This window comes from Paraconexibacter algicola (assembly GCF_003044185.1).
Taxonomy (GTDB): domain Bacteria; phylum Actinomycetota; class Thermoleophilia; order Solirubrobacterales; family Solirubrobacteraceae; genus Paraconexibacter; species Paraconexibacter algicola.
In genome coordinates this window covers 62,400-78,662 of record NZ_PYYB01000003.1, presented here as the reverse complement: position 1 = coordinate 78,662, position 16,263 = coordinate 62,400, and the positions used below count along the sequence as shown (strand labels likewise).

Below are 16,263 nucleotides of genomic sequence, written 5' to 3'. Positions count from 1 at the left end.
GAGGTACCGTCCGGCCCATGTCCGCGGTCAGCCCGGCGCGTGCGACCGCGCTGCGGGTCGTGCGGCGCGTCTTCGAGCAGGGGGCCTACGCCGACCGGGCGCTGCGCGCCGAGGCGGAGGGCCTGGATCCCCGCGAGCGGGCGCTCGCCAAGCGCCTGGTGTTCGGGGTCGTGCAGCGGCACGGCACGCTGGAGTGGATCGTCGCCCGGCACGCGAAGGGACGCCTGCAGCCCGAGGTCCGCGCCGCCCTCTGGCTCGGGCTCGAGCAGCTGCTGTTCCTCGACGGGGTCGCCGACCACGCCGCGATCTCCGAGAGCGTCGAGCTCGCGAAGCCCGGCCCGGGCCACAAGGTCGTCAACGCGATCCTGCGCCGCGTCCAGCGTGAGGGGATCGAGCTGCCCGCCGACACCGACCCGCAGGGCGCCGCGATCCGCCACAGCCACCCGGAGTGGCTCGTGCGCCGCTGGTGGGACGAGCTCGGCGCGGACGAGACCCGCGCGCTGCTGGCGGCCAACAACGAGCCCGCGGAGCTCGTGCTGCGGATCAACACGCTCGTCCCCGTCGACGCGTCGCAGCTGCCGCCGGGCCGCCGCGAGGACGACGCGCTCGTCCTCGACGGGCCGTTCGACCTGGCGGGCTCGCCGCTGTTCGCCGCGGGCGCGATCACGCCGCAGTCCCGGGCCGCGCAGCGCGTCGCCCGGTTCCTCGGGCCGCGCCCGGGCGAGCGGGTCCTCGACCTCTGCGCCGCCCCGGGAGGCAAGACCGCCCACCTCGCCGCGCTGATGGGCGGGGAGGGGGACCTCGTCGCCGTCGAGCAGCACACCGGCCGGGCCGGGGCGCTCCAGCGGACCTGCGAGCGCCTGCACGCCCGCAACGTCACCGTCGTGGTCGCCGACGCGTCGCGGTTCCAGACCGACCGGCCGTTCGACCGCGTGCTGCTGGACCCGCCGTGCTCCGGGCTGGGCACGCTGCGCTCGCACCCGGACCTGCGCTGGCGCGTGACCGAGGCCGCGATCACGCAGCTCGCCGCGCTGCAGGACCGCATGCTCCAGGCCGCCCGGGGCGCCCTGAAGCCGGGGGGCACGCTCGTCTACTCCACCTGCACGATCTCCCGGGAAGAGGAGCGTCTGGTCGGCGACGAGCGCTTCCAGACGCTCCCGCACCGCGACGGGACCGACGGGTTCTACGTCGCCCGGGAGACCCCGTAGGCTCCCTGCTCGATGTCCGCCGAGTGGGAGATCGGGCCGGCGTGCCCGAGCTGCAAGGAGCCCTGGCTGCGCCCCACGTCGCTGCCGGGCCGCTACCGCTGCGTCTCGTGCCTGCACCGCTTCGAGCTGCTGTCGGTGTGCGCCGACTGCGGCGAGCACGGCACGATCGTGCGGATGAGCACCACGGCGATGACGCTCTGCAACCACTGCGGGGCATCGATGCTCGCCGAGGTGTAGAACCCCCGGTGGCATGAGCTCCATCGAGATCGCCCCGTCCATCCTCTCCGCCGACTTCGCGCGCCTGCACGACCAGGTCGCCACGGTCGTCGAGGCCGGCGCGACGTGGGTGCACATCGACGTCATGGACGGGGTCTTCGTGCCACCGATCACGATGGGCCCGATCGTCGTCAGCGCGCTGCGCGAGGCGTTCGGCGACCGCGTCGTCCTGGACTGCCACCTGATGATCGACCGGCCCGAGCGGCAGGTCGACGCGTTCGCGCAGGCGGGCGCCGACGTCATCACCTTCCACGCCGAGGCGACCGCGCACAGCCACCGCGTCGTGCAGGCGATCCGCGAGCACGGCGTCAAGGCCGGGATCGCCGTCTGTCCCGGCACGCCGCTCGGGGTCTTCGAGGAGGTCGAGGTCGACCTCGCGCTCTGCATGACCGTGAACCCCGGCTGGGGCGGTCAGCCGTTCATCCCGACGTCCCCGGCGAAGATCGAGCGGATGCGCGCGCTCGTCGGTCCCGACGTCGCGCTCGAGGTCGACGGCGGCGTGGACGCCCGCACCGCGCCGGTCGTCGTGCAGGCGGGGGCGGACAAGCTCGTCGCCGGCTCCGCCGTCTTCTCCAAACCCGACCCGGCCGCCGCCTTCCGCGAGATCGAGGCGGCCGCGCGCGGCGCGGCCTGACGCGCGCGGCGGCGCCGCGGACCGCTCAGACCGACCGGCAGAACGCGACGAACCGGGCGGTGTCGGTCCACACCGGCCCGTGGCCGACGCACACGACCGCCGGCTCGAGCTCCCCAAGACGCCGCAGCGACGCGCGGTTGGTCTCCGGGTCGGGGGTGAACCAGCCGACCGGCTCGCGCGGGCCGCGCGGGAACAGCAGCAGCGAGTGCTGCGTGTTGAGGACGTCCCCGGCGATCAGGACGCGGTCGGACTCGCGCCAGAAGCAGACGTGGCCGAGCGAGTGCCCCGGGGTCTCCAGCACCGTGAAGCCGCCGACCACGTCGCCTTCGGCGAGCGTGCGCGCCACCGGGTGCGCGGGCCCGGTGAAGAGCCGGTCCATCAGCGTGTTGATCGGGTGGGACCGCTGACGCTGCCGGATGAGCGACGGGTCCTCGACCGCGGGGGCGTCGAGCTCGTGCACCCACAGGGGGATCCCGAGGGCCTCGCAGACCGCGTGCGAGGAGCCCTGGTGGTCCGGGTGCGCGTGCGTCAGCGCGTGCGCGGCGACGGTGCGCCCCTGCAGCGCCTTGAGGATCCGCTTGGCGTCGCCCCGGCCCATCGCGTCGACGAGCACGTCCCCGATGAGGAAGCAGTTGACGGCCAGCGGCGGGAAGCCGGTGATCAGGTGGACGTCCGGGGCGATCTCGCGCATCCGCGGACCCTACCCCGGCTCCCCGGGGTGCCGTAGGGGAGGTTCCCGATGGGCGACGACCCGCGCGTCTGCGACGCTGACGGTCATGTCCACCCACCCTTCCGGTCTCGCGGCGCCCACGGCCACCGACCTCGTCGTCGCCCACGAGCTGACCCGCCGCTACGGGGAGGGCGAGGCGGCCGTGCACGCCCTCGCGGGCGTCTCCGCCACGTTCCCCGCCGGGGAGTTCACGGCGATCATGGGCGCCTCCGGCTCGGGCAAGTCGACGCTCATGCACTGCCTCGCCGGGCTCGACCGGCCCACCGGCGGCACCGTGCGCCTGGACGGCGTGGAGATCACCGCCCTGGACGACGCAAAGCTCACCGAGCTGCGCCGCGACCGCATCGGGTTCATCTTCCAGTCGTTCAACCTCGTCCCGGTCCTCAGCGCCGAGGAGAACATCCTGCTGCCGCTCTCGATCGCCGGACGCAGGCCCGACCGCGAGTGGATCGACCAGCTCGTCGGCATCGTCGGGCTGCAGAACCGGCTGACGCACCGTCCCGCGGAGCTGTCGGGCGGTCAGCAGCAGCGCGTCGCGGTCGCCCGCGCGCTCGCCTCCCGGCCCGCGATCGTGTTCGCCGACGAGCCGACCGGCAACCTCGACTCCAAGACCTCCGCGGAGGTGCTGGCGCTGCTGCGCCGCAGCGTCGACGAGTTCGGTCAGACGATCGTCATGGTCACCCACGACCCCGACGCCGCGGCGATCGCCGACCGGCTCGTCACGCTCCAGGACGGCCTCGTCGTCTCCGACGAGCGCGTCACGCCGCGCGTGCCGACCGGCGCGTAGGGGCCGACGATGCGCAAGGTCGCCCTCCGCGGGCTGCTCGCCCGCAAGACCCGGCTCGCGCTGACCGCGCTGGCCGTCGCCCTCGGCGTCACGCTGATCGCCGGGACCTACGTCTTCACCGACACGATCAACTCGTCGTTCGACCGGATCTTCGCGGCCTCCTACGCGCAGACCGACGCCGTCGTGACCCCCGACGACGAGGTCACCGCCGCCCAGTTCGGGCAGACGGAGTCGATCCCGTCCTCCGTGGCGGACCGCATCCGCACGCTCCCGCAGGTCGCCTCGGTCGGCGGCAGCGTCTTCGACCAGGAGGCGACGATCCTCGACCGCAAGGGCGACCCGGTGTCCTCGGGCGCCCCGAACTTCGTCGCGTCGATCCAGCAGGACCGGCGCTTCGAGTCCTTCGACGTGCTCGAGGGCCGCCTGCCGCGGCGCGCCGACGAGGTCGCGCTCGACCGCTCGACCGCCGAGCGCAAGGGCTTCGAGGTCGGCGGCACCGTCGACATCGTCGCCAAGGAGCCGCGGCGGACCTACCGACTGGTCGGTCTGGTCGGCGTCGCGGGCGTCGACTCCTACGGCGGCGCGGCCGTCGCGCTGATGACGCTCCCGGAGGCGCAGCGCATCACCGGCAAGGCGGGCCGCTTCGACGAGATCGCGATCGCCGCGAAGGACGGCACGAGCCCGTCCGCGCTGCGCGACGCCGTGCGCGCCGCGGTGCCCGACCGGCGCTACGACGTGCGGACCGGGCAGGAGGAGGCGCGCGACCAGACCGAGACGATCAAGGACAACCTGTCGTTCCTGCCGACGGCGCTGCTGGCCTTCGCCGGCATCTCGCTGTTCGTCGGCGCGTTCATCATCTTCAACACGTTCTCGATCACGGTGACGCAGCGCGCCCGCGAGTTCGCGCTGCTGCGCACGCTCGGCGCGTCCCGCGGCCAGGTGCTGCGCAGCGTGCTGACCGAGGGGCTGGCGCTCGGCGCGCTCGGCAGCGCGGTCGGGCTGCTGCTCGGCATCGGGGTCGCGAAGCTGCTGAAGGCCCTCTTCTACGCCGTCGGGTTCGACCTCCCGTCGCAGGGCACCGTGCTCGAGACCCGCACGATCGTCGTCTCGCTCGTCGTCGGGGTGCTCGTGACGCTGCTGGCGAGCCTCGCGCCGGCGCTGCGCGCCACGCGCGTCCCGCCGGTGGCCGCGCTGCGCGAGGGCGTCGCGCTGCCGGAGAGCCGCTCGTCGCGGCTGGCGTTCCCGGCCGCGGTCGTCCTGACCTCGATCGGGATCGTGCTGCTCGTCGTCGCGCTCGTCGCGGTCGACGACGCGACGACGGGACTCTCGCTGGCGGGGGCGGGCGCCGCCGCGACGTTCCTCGGCGTCGGCCTGATGAGCCCGAAGCTCGTCGGCCCGATCGCCGCCGTCGTCGGCCGCGTGTTCGGCAGCGGGGTCACCGCGCGGCTGGCCCGCGAGAACTCGGTGCGCCAGCCGGGCCGCACGGCCGCGACCGCCGCGGCCCTGATGATCGGCGTGGCGCTGGTGAGCTTCGCGTCGATCTTCGCCGCGAGCGCGAAGGAGACCGTGTCGGGCTTCATCGACCGTGGCCTCGCGGGCGACGCGGTCATCCAGCACCAGAACGGCTTCGACCCCTTCTCCGGCGCGGTCGCCGACCGGGTCGCGCGCGTCCGTGGCGTCGAGACGCTGTCGGGCTTCCGCTTCGCCCAGGTGCGCCTGGACGGCGAGGACGAGGACGTCACCGGCGTCGACCCGCGCACGGTCACCCGCGTCTACAACGTCACGAGCGGCGGCGACGTGATCTCCGGGCTCGGGGACGCGGAGGTCGCGGTGTCCCGCGACTTCGCGAAGGACCGCGGCCTGCAGGCGGGCGACGCGCTCACCGTGCGCACCCCGCGGCGGTCGCAGCTGCGGCTGCGCGTCGCCGGGACGTTCGAGGACAAGGCCGACCTGCTCGGCGACCTCGTCCTGCCCGACGCCACCGTCGCCCGCGACGTCGGCGTGGCCAACGACTCCTACGTCTTCCTGCGCTACGCGCCGGGGACGGACACCGCCGCCACCAAGCGGGCCGTCGCGCGCGTCCTGGACCGGGCGTTCCCGCAGACCGAGGTGCTGACCGCGAGCGAGTTCAAGGACGAGCAGGCCGGCCAGATCGACCAGTTGCTCGGCATGATCTACGCGCTGCTGGCGCTCGCGATCATCGTGTCGCTGTTCGGCATCGTCAACACGCTCGCGCTGTCGATCACCGAGCGCACGCGCGAGCTCGGCATGCTGCGGGCGATCGGCACCTCACGCCGGCAGGTCAAGGCGATGATCCGCAAGGAGTCGGTGATCATCGCGGTCATCGGCGGCGTCCTGGGCCTCGCGGTCGGGGTCGTGCTGTCGATCGTCTTCACCCAGGCGATCGACGAGATCGTCCTGCACGTCCCGGGGATCTCGCTCGTGCTGCTGCTGGCGCTGTCCGCGCTCGCCGGGGTGCTCGCCGCGGCCCTGCCCGCCCGTCGCGCGGCGCGGCTGAACGTGCTCGAGGCGCTCGCCCACGAGTAGGCCGGTCAGGCGGCGGGGCGCGTGGGCGTCCCGCCGCGGTACACCGCGGTCAGCAGCGCGCACAGCAGCGCGGCGGCGGCCAGGTACCCGGTCTCCGCGCGCACGAGCTGGTCGTCGATCACCGGCACGACCATCCAGACGACGAACACGGCGGCACCGAGCAGCCAGGCGCCCGCGGCCAGGCGGGCGCGGCCGCGCGCCAGGGCGGCCTGGTTCAGCGTCCCGGCGACGAGGTGGAAGCCCATCCCGACCCCGACGGCGGCGAGACCGAGCCGCCCGTAGTCGTAGGCCTCGTCGAACAGCAGGTCCATCGCGAACGGGCCGAGGACGAGCAGCCCGAGCGTGATCGCGGCCGCGAACCCGGTGATCGCCAGCACGGTCACCCGGATCGCGCGGGCGAACGCCTCGCGGCCCTCGGTGGCCTCGAGCCCGGCGAGATGGGGCAGCAGCGAGGTCTGGATCGACTGGAACAGCTGCAGCGGTGCGCGGGCGATCATGAACGCGTTGAAGACCACGCCCGCCAGCGCGTTGCCCGCCGACGCGGCGACGGTCAGCACCGCGACGTTCAGCAGCGTCTGCTCGGCGAGCTGGACCATCGCGACCGACAGCGCGAAGTCCGCGCCCTCCCGCAGCTCGCCCCGACCCGCAGGCGCGGCGGCCGGGGCCGTGGGCAGCTCGCCGGCGGCCTCCCGGCGGCGGTACCGCACGAGGGCGGCGGGCACGACCAGCAGCGACGCGAACGGCGCGGCGAGGATCCCCAGCGCGACGGCCGTCTGGCCGGACGCGATCCCGACCGCGACGGCCACCGGGAAGAGGATCCGGGCGATCGACTCGAACAGGACCAGGCCGCCGTAGAGCGCGAACCACTGGTGTCCGGCGAAGTAGCCGCGGGCGAAGTACGAGGCCGCGTACGCCAGTGCCGCCCCGACGAAGATCCAGAACAGCGTCTCGGACTCCAGCCGGTCCTCCAGCGGGCCCTTGAACGCGAGCGCGACGACGAGGAACAGCAGCGCGAACGAGCCCTGGATGATCAGCGGGGTCCGCAGCGAGGCGGCCTCGCCACCCAGCGCCCGGGACGTCGCGAGCGTGCGGGACAGCAGCTGCTCGACCGGTCGGTAGATCACCGACATCACGACGAACAGCACGCTCCAGAGGAACGCGACGGCCCCGTACTCGGACGGGCTCAGGGTGTGCGACGCGACCGCGAAGTACGCGAACGTGAAGACGCCCGTGGACGCGATCCCCAGCGAGAGGATCCGCGCACCGCGGGCGTAGGCGCCGTCGTCGGACGGCGCGGCCGGCGCGGCCGCCACGCGCCCTACTTCGCGAGGCGGACGAGCAGCATCGTCCACGGGAACGGCGAGCGGGCCTGCACGACCTCGCCGTGCTGCGAGAGCAGCTGCACGAACGAGCGCTTGGACCAGTGGTTGATGTGCCCCGGGGTGTTGCCGAGGTCCTTGAGGTACGCGCCACGGGCCATGTTCAGGCCGCGCCACAGCGGCTCGCGCGGGACGCTGACCAGCAGCCAGCGGCTCGCGACGCGCGCCATCTCCGCGACGGTGTGCGCCGGATCCGGCACGTGCTCGAGCACCTCGATCGCCGTCGCGACGTCGAACTCGCCGTCGGCGAACGGGAGGTCCTCCGCCTTCATGATCCTGTACTCGAGGTTCGGCGCCTGGCGCTGGGCCCAGCCGGCCTGGATCGACTCCTCCTCGAGGTCGATGCCGACGACGCGCTTGTCCCCGAGCTTCTGCGCCCACTCGTGGATGAGCACGCCCTCGCCGCAGCCGACGTCCAGCAGCGACTGCGGGTCGGCGGCCTCGAACAGCTCGTCGAGGGTCGACTCGAAGTTCGCCATCAGCCGCTTGACGACCGGGTTGGTCGAGCCGTACTTGTCGTACGTGTTGCCGGTGACGACGCCCTCGGCGTCGGTGGTCGTGGAGGGGGTCATACCTTGAGGGCCTCGTGCTCCCCGGTGCGCTGCGCGCCGGCCCCGGCGCCCGTGGTGGGCGGCTGGCCGGTCGGCTTGGCGCCGGGCTCGTAGTGGGACGGGGGGACGCCCAGCTGCAGCTCGATCCGGCGCACGCGCTCGAAGATCCGCTGGGACATGATCCGCTGGGCGTAGAGGAGGTCGCCGATGACGCCGAGGACGGCGACGACGACCGCGGCGTTGAACAGGACGGCGCCGAAGATCAGGGACTGGACGTGCCCGGCGCCGTCGTCCTGCACGTACGCGACGAAGAACCGGATCCAGGGGATCATCGCCAGCAGCGCCAGGACGAGGGCGATCCGCAGGAACACCTTCAGCGGCTCGTACTGCGTGTAGATGCGGCTGATGGCCACGGCGTTGCGCCGCACGTAGGAGCCCATCGACGGGAACAGCCGCGACTCGCGCGTCTTCGGGTTCGTCCCGATCGCGACGTGGTCGGTGGCGACGAGCAGCTTGCCCGCCTGGATGATCGTCTCGAGCGTGTACGTGTACTTCGAGACGACCGCCATCTGGATCGCCGCCTCGCGGTTGTAGGCGCGGAAGCCCGAGGTCGTGTCGGGGACCGTCGTCTCCGACGCCTGGCGCACGACCCACGAGCCCGCCTTCTGGAGCCGCTTCTTCAGCGGCGAGAAGTGCTCGATGTTGTCGGTCTCGCGGTCGCCGACGACCATGTCGGCGCGGCCCGCGACGATCGGCTCGACGAGGCGCGGGATGTCGGCCGCGGAGTACTGGTTGTCGGCGTCGGTGTTGACGATGACGTCGGCGCCGAGCTTCAGGCACGCGTCGAGGCCCGCCTGGAAGCCCGCGGCGAGGCCCTTGTTGTTCGTCAGCTTGACGATGTGGTCGACCCCGCCCGCCCGGGCGACCGCGATCGTCCGGTCCACCGAGCCGTCGTCGATGATGAGCCACTCGACCACGTCGAAGCCGGGCACCTCACGGGGGAGGTCCGCCAGCGTCGCGGGGAGCTGCTCCTCCTCGTTGAAGCAGGGAATCTGGATGATGAGTTTCATAGAGAAGGTCCGCCCGGTCTACCCGCGCCGTCCGCCCGAGTTACTGCCGGAGCGCGTGCCTGCCCGCCGGGGCGCGGGCGGCGGAAGGGTCGGCGATGTGCCGTACACTCGACGCGCAGTATCCCAGAGGACCCGGCAGCACGCGCTCGCGCCGGTCCTCCGCTCGTCCATGGAATCCGCGACCCTCACCCGGCCCCGGTCCGGACCGCAGGCGCGGTCCGGCCTCGCCGCGCGCCTGCCGGCACGCGGCCGGCGCCTCGTCCCGGCGCTCGGGCTGGCGGGCCTCGTGGTCGCCGTGGTGGTCGGGTTCTTCGTCTACCCGACCTACCCGAACTACGACTCGGTCTACTCGCTGGTCTGGGGTCGCGAGCTGCTCGACGGCACGAACCTGAGCTTCGAGGCCTACCGCGCGCCGACCCAGCACCCGCTGGCGATCCTGTTCGGCGCCGCGCTCGTGCCGCTGGGCGAGGGTGCGGACCGGGTGATGATCGCGTTCACCTGGCTGAGCTTCGTCGTGCTGACGATGGGGATGTACCGGCTCGCCGCGCGCGCGTTCACGCCCACGATCGGGCTGATCACCGCCGCGCTGCTGTGCACGCGCTTCGACTTCCCGTTCCTCGCGGCCCGCGGCTACCTCGACATCCCGTTCCTCGCGATGATCGTGTGGGCCGCCTGCCTGGAGCAGGAGCGCCCGCGCCGCGGCACCCCGGTGTTCGCGCTGCTGGCGCTCGCCGCGATGCTGCGCCCCGAGGCCTGGCTGATCATCGGCCTGTACTTCCTCTGGTGCGCCTGGCCCGCGGACTGGGGCACGCGGGTCCGCTACGCCGTCTGGACCGCGAGCGGCCCCGTGATCTGGGCGCTGACCGACCTGATCGTCACCGGCGACCCGATGTACTCGCTGACGCACACGAGCGGCCTGGCGGAGGAGCTGGGCCGCGCCTCCGGAATCGGCGCCGTGCCCTCCGCGACCGTCGAGTTCCTCACCCGCCTGGACAAGGCGCCCGTCGCGATCGCGGGCCTGGCCGGCTTCGCGCTGGCCGCCTACCTCGTGCCGCGCCGCGTCGTGATGCCGACCGCGCTGTTCCTCGTGGGCCTTGGCACCTTCGCGGCCGTCGGCCTGGCCGGCCTGTCGGTGATCCAGCGCTACCTGCTCGTGCCCTCGCTCATGGTCATGGTGTTCGCCGCGGTGGCGCTCGGCGGCTGGACGCTGCTGCAGGCTGGCCGCGCCCGCACGGCCTGGGCGGTCGCCTCCGTGCTCGTCGTCCTCGGCGGCACGTTCTACACGGCGACGCGCGTGAACCTGAAGGTGTTCGACAACGAGCTGACCTTCCGCAGCGAGTACCGCACCGGCCTCGAGGACGTCCTGCGGTCCCCCGCGGTCCAGGCGGGCCTGAAGTGCGGCGTCGTGTCGGTGCCCAACCACAAGCTCATCGCCGACGTCCGCTGGATCCTCGACCTGCCGGCCGACAAGGTCGTCGCGCGGACGGACACCGTCCCCGACAAGGAGACCGGGAAGGGCGGCGACGGACTGCGCCGCGCCGAGCAGGGCGGGGTCGCGATCTACGCGGCCAACCGCTCGGTCCTGATCCGGCAGGTCCTCACCGACGGCATGGACGCGCCCGCCCAGACCTCGATCCTGCCGGGCTACACCTACGCCGCGTCATCGGACGCCTACGGGGCCTATGTCCGCTGTTGATCACCTGACGCACCGTGACCGCGACCGCGCCCCGGCGTCGCCGCCGCCGGGCGTCCCGCCGCGCCGCCCCGGCCCGCGCGACCGCGCCCGGGACGCGCTGCGCGACACCGTCGCCCGGGCCCGCGCCTGGCGTCCCACGCGCTGGTCGGCGGCGATCGTCGCGCTGCTGCTCGGGTCGTTCCTCGTCCGCATCTGGGGCGTCGACCACGGCATGCCGTACGCGTACAACGCGGACGAGAACGCGCACTTCCTGCCGAAGGCGATCGGCCTCTTCGGCCACGGCTGGAACCCGCACTACTTCGTCAACCCGCCCGCCTACACGTACGTCCTGCACATCGTCTTCGCGGGCTGGTTCGGCGGCCGCGAGGCGGTCGCCAGCCAGTTCGCCAGCGACCCGACCGAGGTCTGGGTCGTCGCCCGGGTCACCGCCGCGGCGCTCGGCACGCTCGGGATCTGGCTGCTCTACCTGGCCGGCAAGCGGTTCTTCGACCGGCGCGTCGGCCTGCTCGCCGCCGGGCTCATGGCCGTGGCGTTCCTGCCGGTCTTCTACAGCCACCTGGCGCTCAACGACGTCCCGACGCTCGCCCCGATCTGCCTGTCGCTGTGGGGCACCGCCGGGATCCTGCACCGCGGCTGGACCCGCGACTACGTGGTCGCCGGGCTCGGGCTCGGCCTCGCCTGCGCCACGAAGTACACCGGCGGCATCGTGCTGCTGCCGCTGCTGGCCGCCACCGTCTTCCAGATGCTCCAGGCCGGCACGACCGAGGGGGCGCTCGTGCACCTGCGCCGCGTCCTCCTGGCCGGCGTGATGGCGACGATCGGCTTCGTCGCCGCGAACCCCTACGCCGTCCTGGCCTTCGACGAGTTCCGCGACGGACTCGAGCACCAGACGACGGTCTCCGGCGACTCGTTCGGCAAGCTCGGCCTGACCCACGACAACGGCATCGAGTACTACCTCTGGGCCTTCACCTGGGGCCTGGGCTGGGTGCCGATCCTCGCCGCGGCGATCGCGATCGGCGTGCTGCTGGCGGTCGACCGGCGCATGGCCGTCGTGCTCGCGCCCGCGCCGCTGATCTTCCTCTACTTCATGGGCGGCCAGGAGCGGTTCTTCGGCCGCTGGCTGCTGCCGATCTTCCCGATCGCCTGCATCCTCGCCGCGTTCGTCGTCATCTGGGCCGTCGACCGCCTCGCCCGCCGCACCGGCCCGACCTGGAAGCCCGCCCTGATGAGCCTCGGCGTCGTGCTGCTGTGCGGCCAGGGACTCCTCTACAGCCTCCACAGCGGCCTCGTGCTCAGCCGCGACGACACCCGCAACCTGACGCGCGCATGGATGGTCGAGAACGTCGCGCCGCGCTCGAAGATCGTCGTCGAGCCGATCGTCCCCGACGCCTGGGCCCAGGACGCCGAGTCGATCATGCGCCAGACGACCGGCAACGGGAACCGCTGGATCAAGTTCCCGACGAGCCGCTCGAACATCGCCAACGACGGGTCGTTCATCCCCGACCCGGGACGGATCGTGAACATCGAGGACTACGAGCGCACGCTCGCCCCCGAGCTCATCGACCGCTACGAGGAGGACCAGTACTGCTACGTCGTGTCCGGCTCGACGCAGCGCGGGCGCGCGGAGGCGGAGCCCGAGCAGGTGCCCGGCGCGATCGCGTACTACAAGGAGCTCGAGAAGCGGTCGATCCTCGTCCGCGAGGACTCCCCGTACCGCGAGGGCGCCGACCCGGTCGACTTCAACTTCGACTGGTCGTTCCAGTACTACCCGCTGGCCTACCACCGGCCCGGTCCGCTGATCCGCGTGTACCGGCTGACCGGCGGCCGCTGCGCCTTCAAGGGCCGGTAGGCGCGCCCCCGCCCGCGGCGGGCCACCCGGACCCTGGCCCGAGGCCCGCGGTCCCTATCCTGCAAGTGGCCCCATGCAGCGGACCGAGACCGACCACGTCCACCTGGCCCGCGCCATCGAGCTCGCGGAGCTCGGGGTGGGCCGCGTGCACCCCAACCCGGTCGTCGGCGCGGTCGTCGTGAAGGACGGCACGGTCGTGGGGGAGGGGCACCACGCCGAGTTCGGCGGACCGCACGCGGAGCGCGCCGCGCTCGCCGCCTGCGGCGACGCCGACGTGCGCGGGGCGACGATGTACGTGTCGCTGGAGCCGTGCTGCCACACCGGCAAGACGCCGCCGTGCACCGAGGCGATCGTCGAGGCCGGGATCGCCCGCGTCGTCGTCGCGGCCGACGACCCGAGCGAGAAGGCCGCCGGGCGCGGCCTGGGGATCCTGCGCGACGAGGGCGTCCAGGTGGACGTCGCCGGCGGCGAGCTCGCCGCCCGCGCCCGCCTGCAGAACCAGGCCTTCCGCAAGCACGCGCGCACCGGCCGGCCGTGGGTGCTCTTCAAGAGCGCGATGACGCTCGACGGCAAGGTCGCCACGAAGACCGGCGACTCCAAGTGGATCTCCAGCGAGGAGAGCCGCGAGCTCGCGCACTGGTGGCGCAGCACGGTCGACGCGGTCGTCGTCGGCATCGGCACCGCGCTCGCCGACGACCCGCAGCTCACCTCGCGCATCGAGCGCGCCACCCGCCAGCCGCGCCGCGTCGTGTTCGACTCCGAGGCCCGGCTGCCGCTGGACTCCGCCCTCATCGCCGCCGCCCCCGAGCTGCCGCTCTCGGTGATCGTGTCGCGCGCCGCCCCGCGCACCGCCACCGACGCGCTCGAGATGGCCGGGGCGGACGTGATCGTCGCCGCGGGCGAGAACGAGCCCGCGCGCGTGCGCTCCGCACTCGCCGCCCTCGGGGACCGCGGGATCGCCTCGATCCTCCTGGAGGGCGGGCCGCGCCTGGCGGGCGCGTTCCTGGACGCGGGCGAGATCGACGAGGTCCGCCTGTTCCTCGCGCCGCTGCTGCTCGGCGGCCGCAGCGCCCGCGACCCGCTCGAGGGCGAGGGCGCCGAGACGATCTCCGAGGCGCTGCGGGCGCTCACGCTCGAGACCGAGCGGATCGCCGACGACATCCTCATCAGCGCACGACTGCGGGAGTGGTGAAGCGAATGTTCACGGGACTGGTCGAAGATCTCGGGACGGTGCAGGAGCTGCACCAGACCGACGACGGCGCACGGATCGTCGTGCGCACGCGCCTGGCGGCGCAGCTGGGGCAGGGCGACTCGATCGCCGTGAACGGCTGCTGCCTGACCGCGCTGGACCCGACCGCCGAGACGTTCGCCGCCGACGCGATCCAGGAGAGCCTGCGCCGCACCGCGCTCGGCGCACTCGAGCAGGGCTCGCCGGTGAACCTCGAGCTCGCGCTGCGCGCCGACGCGCGCCTGGGCGGCCACATCATGCAGGGGCACGTCGACGGCGTCGCGACCCTGCGGGACATCCGCGAGGAGGGCTTCTCGCGCGTCCTGACCTTCGCGGCGGACCCGTCGCTGCTGCGGTACGTCGTCGAGAAGGGATCGATCGCCGTCAGCGGCGTCTCCCTGACCGTGTCGGCGGTGGACGAGGACTCGTTCGCCGTCTCCCTGATCCCCGAGACCCTGGAGCGCACGACGCTCGGGACGCTGGCGCCCGGGGCGCCCGTCAACCTGGAGGTGGACATCGTGGCCAAGTACGTCGAGAAGCTGGTGGGACGATGAGCACGCAGGAGATCGCGTTCTCCACGGTCGAGGAGGCCCTGGAGGACATCGCCGCCGGCAAGATGATCGTCGTCGTCGACGACGAGGACCGCGAGAACGAGGGCGACCTCGTCATGGCGGCCGAGTTCGTCACGCCCGAGGCGATCAACTTCATGACCCGCCAGGCGGGCGGCTGGATCTGCGTCGCGCTCACGCCCGACCGCTGCGACGAGCTCGGCCTCGAGCTCATGTCGCTGAAGAACGAGTCCGCCTACGAGACGCCGTTCACGGTCACGATCGAGGCGCGCGAGGGCGTCACCACGGGCATCTCGGCCGCCGACCAGGCCACGACGATCCGCACCGCCGTCGACCCCGCCAAGGGCAAGGCCGACATCGTCGTCCCCGGGCACGTGCACCCGCTCAAGGCCCGTGACGGCGGCGTGCTCGAGCGCACCGGGCACACCGAGGCGTCCGTGGACCTCGCCCGCCTCGCGGGCTGCCAGCCCGCCGGCCTGATCTGCGAGATCCAGAACGAGGACGGGACGATGGCGCGCCTGCCCGACCTCGTGCCGTACTGCGCCAAGCACGGCCTCAAGCTCATCACCATCGCCGACCTGATCGCGTACCGGCGCCGCCACGACAAGCTCGTCGAGCGCGTCGTCGCGACCGGCATGCCGACCGCGTTCGGCGAGTTCACCGTCATCGGCTACCGCAGCCTCGTCGACGACAAGCACCACGTCGCGATGGTCAAGGGCGACGTCGACGGCCAGGACGAGGTCCTCGTGCGCGTGCACTCCGAGTGCCTCACCGGGGACGTCTTTCACTCCCTGCGCTGCGACTGCGGCGAGCAGCTCGAGTCGGCGCTCTCGATGATCGAGCAGGAGGGGCGCGGCGTGCTGCTGTACCTCTCCCAGGAGGGCCGCGGGATCGGCCTGCTGAACAAGCTGAAGGCCTACAAGCTGCAGGAGGAGGGCTACGACACGGTCGAGGCCAACCTCAAGCTCGGCCTGCCCGCCGACCTGCGCGACTACGGCATCGGCGCGCAGATCCTCGTCGACCTCGGCCTGTCGTCGATCCGCATCCTCACGAACAACCCGAAGAAGATCCGCGGCCTCGAGGGCTACGGGCTGTCGGTCGCGGCCCAGGTGCCGATCGAGCACGCCCCGAACCCGCACAACGCCGCGTACCTGCGCACGAAGAAGGAGCGGATGGAGCACATGCTGCACCACCAGGGCCTGAACCTCGACGAGGAGCTGCTGCACACCGAGCGCGAGGCCGACCGGGCCAAGCGCGAGACCGGGGACCAGGCCTGATGGCGCGCTACGCGATCGCGGTCGGGACGTTCTACCGCGACCTCGCCGACCGGCTGATCGACTCCGCGCGCGGCGCGTTCGAGGAGGCCGGGGCGGAGGGCGTGGACGTCTTCGAGGTGCCGGGCGCCTACGAGCTGCCGATGGTCGCGAAGTACGCGGCCGAGTCCGGGCGCTACGCGGGCGTCGCCTGCCTCGGCGCGGTCATCCGCGGCGAGACCACCCACTACGACTACGTCTGCGGCGAGTCGGCCCGCGGGATCATGGACGTCCAGCTCGCGACCGGCGTGCCGTGCGCGTTCGGGGTCCTGACGGTCGAGAACCTCGACCAGGCGCTCGCGCGCTCGGGCGGCGGCAAGCGCGACCAGGGCGCGCACGCCGCCGAGGCGGTCCTGGCGCTCGTGGCACTGCGCGAGCAGCTCTCGTAAGGGAATTCGGCGCCGCCGCGGCATCGGGCGCGTTAGG

15 protein-coding genes are annotated in these 16,263 nt (G+C 72.9%); 11 read left to right on the top strand and 4 right to left on the bottom strand.

The window, feature by feature from the left end; all coding sequences use genetic code 11:
• The first annotated feature begins 17 nt into the window (after window positions 1-17).
• The 3 genes from rsmB to rpe are packed head-to-tail and all read left to right on the top strand — an operon-like array spanning window position 18 to window position 2,118.
• Entirely contained in the window at window positions 18-1,208 is a 1,191-nt protein-coding gene (gene rsmB / locus C7Y72_RS17425) for a 16S rRNA (cytosine(967)-C(5))-methyltransferase RsmB (protein WP_107570481.1), read from the top strand.
• A 12-nt stretch (window positions 1,209-1,220) separates the two neighbouring features.
• Window positions 1,221-1,445 carry a YfgJ family double zinc ribbon protein gene (locus tag C7Y72_RS17420; RefSeq protein WP_107570480.1) on the top strand — a complete coding sequence of 75 codons (225 nt, stop codon included), beginning with the start codon at window positions 1,221-1,223 and terminating at the stop codon, window positions 1,443-1,445.
• Window positions 1,446-1,458: 13 nt separating this feature from the next.
• On the top strand, window positions 1,459-2,118 hold the full coding sequence (rpe, locus tag C7Y72_RS17415; RefSeq protein ID WP_107570479.1) for a ribulose-phosphate 3-epimerase: 660 nt from the start codon (window positions 1,459-1,461) through the stop codon (window positions 2,116-2,118).
• Between the two features lie 25 nt (window positions 2,119-2,143).
• Here rpe and C7Y72_RS17410 read toward each other — a convergent pair whose 3' ends face one another.
• A complete protein-coding gene (locus C7Y72_RS17410) occupies window positions 2,144-2,809 on the bottom strand; it encodes an MBL fold metallo-hydrolase (RefSeq protein ID WP_107570478.1) in 666 nt (221 codons plus the stop codon).
• Between the two features lie 85 nt (window positions 2,810-2,894).
• On the opposite strand from C7Y72_RS17410, the gene C7Y72_RS17405 reads away from it, so the two are divergent.
• Window positions 2,895-3,635 (top strand): ABC transporter ATP-binding protein, encoded by a 741-nt coding sequence (locus C7Y72_RS17405; RefSeq protein WP_107570477.1) that lies wholly within the window; start codon window positions 2,895-2,897, stop codon window positions 3,633-3,635.
• Between the two features lie 9 nt (window positions 3,636-3,644).
• Window positions 3,645-6,182 carry an ABC transporter permease gene (locus tag C7Y72_RS17400; RefSeq protein WP_107570476.1) on the top strand — a complete coding sequence of 846 codons (2,538 nt, stop codon included), beginning with the start codon at window positions 3,645-3,647 and terminating at the stop codon, window positions 6,180-6,182.
• Between the two features lie 5 nt (window positions 6,183-6,187).
• Here the strand turns inward: C7Y72_RS17400 and C7Y72_RS17395 are convergent, their stop codons facing one another.
• Genes C7Y72_RS17395 through C7Y72_RS17385 form a run of 3 tightly spaced genes read right to left on the bottom strand, consistent with a single transcriptional unit; the run spans window position 6,188 to window position 9,182 of the window.
• Window positions 6,188-7,495: a lipopolysaccharide biosynthesis protein gene (locus C7Y72_RS17395; RefSeq protein WP_107570475.1), complete on the bottom strand. Its 1,308-nt coding sequence runs from the start codon at window positions 7,493-7,495 to the stop codon at window positions 6,188-6,190.
• Between the two features lie 5 nt (window positions 7,496-7,500).
• Window positions 7,501-8,133, bottom strand: coding sequence for a class I SAM-dependent methyltransferase (locus C7Y72_RS17390; RefSeq protein ID WP_107570474.1), 633 nt, complete (start codon window positions 8,131-8,133; stop codon window positions 7,501-7,503).
• Window positions 8,130-9,182 carry a glycosyltransferase family 2 protein gene (locus C7Y72_RS17385; protein ID WP_107570473.1) on the bottom strand — a complete coding sequence of 351 codons (1,053 nt, stop codon included), beginning with the start codon at window positions 9,180-9,182 and terminating at the stop codon, window positions 8,130-8,132. The genes C7Y72_RS17390 and C7Y72_RS17385 overlap by 4 nt, the downstream gene beginning before the upstream one ends.
• Before the next feature lie 169 nt (window positions 9,183-9,351).
• On the opposite strand from C7Y72_RS17385, the gene C7Y72_RS17380 reads away from it, so the two are divergent.
• From C7Y72_RS17380 to ribH, 6 genes are all read left to right on the top strand, one after another.
• On the top strand, window positions 9,352-10,878 hold the full coding sequence (locus C7Y72_RS17380; RefSeq protein ID WP_107570472.1) for a hypothetical protein: 1,527 nt from the start codon (window positions 9,352-9,354) through the stop codon (window positions 10,876-10,878).
• Window positions 10,865-12,727 (top strand): ArnT family glycosyltransferase, encoded by a 1,863-nt coding sequence (locus C7Y72_RS17375; protein ID WP_107570471.1) that lies wholly within the window; start codon window positions 10,865-10,867, stop codon window positions 12,725-12,727. The genes C7Y72_RS17380 and C7Y72_RS17375 overlap by 14 nt, the downstream gene beginning before the upstream one ends.
• 73 nt (window positions 12,728-12,800) lie before the next feature.
• Window positions 12,801-13,919: a bifunctional diaminohydroxyphosphoribosylaminopyrimidine deaminase/5-amino-6-(5-phosphoribosylamino)uracil reductase RibD gene (gene ribD, locus C7Y72_RS17370; RefSeq protein WP_107570470.1), complete on the top strand. Its 1,119-nt coding sequence runs from the start codon at window positions 12,801-12,803 to the stop codon at window positions 13,917-13,919.
• Between the two features lie 5 nt (window positions 13,920-13,924).
• On the top strand, window positions 13,925-14,509 hold the full coding sequence (locus C7Y72_RS17365) for a riboflavin synthase (protein ID WP_107570469.1): 585 nt from the start codon (window positions 13,925-13,927) through the stop codon (window positions 14,507-14,509).
• Window positions 14,506-15,801 (top strand): bifunctional 3,4-dihydroxy-2-butanone-4-phosphate synthase/GTP cyclohydrolase II, encoded by a 1,296-nt coding sequence (locus C7Y72_RS17360; protein WP_107570468.1) that lies wholly within the window; start codon window positions 14,506-14,508, stop codon window positions 15,799-15,801. The genes C7Y72_RS17365 and C7Y72_RS17360 overlap by 4 nt, the downstream gene beginning before the upstream one ends.
• Window positions 15,801-16,226 carry a 6,7-dimethyl-8-ribityllumazine synthase gene (ribH, locus tag C7Y72_RS17355; protein ID WP_230316085.1) on the top strand — a complete coding sequence of 142 codons (426 nt, stop codon included), beginning with the start codon at window positions 15,801-15,803 and terminating at the stop codon, window positions 16,224-16,226. The genes C7Y72_RS17360 and ribH overlap by 1 nt, the downstream gene beginning before the upstream one ends.
• Window positions 16,227-16,263 lie beyond the last annotated feature (37 nt).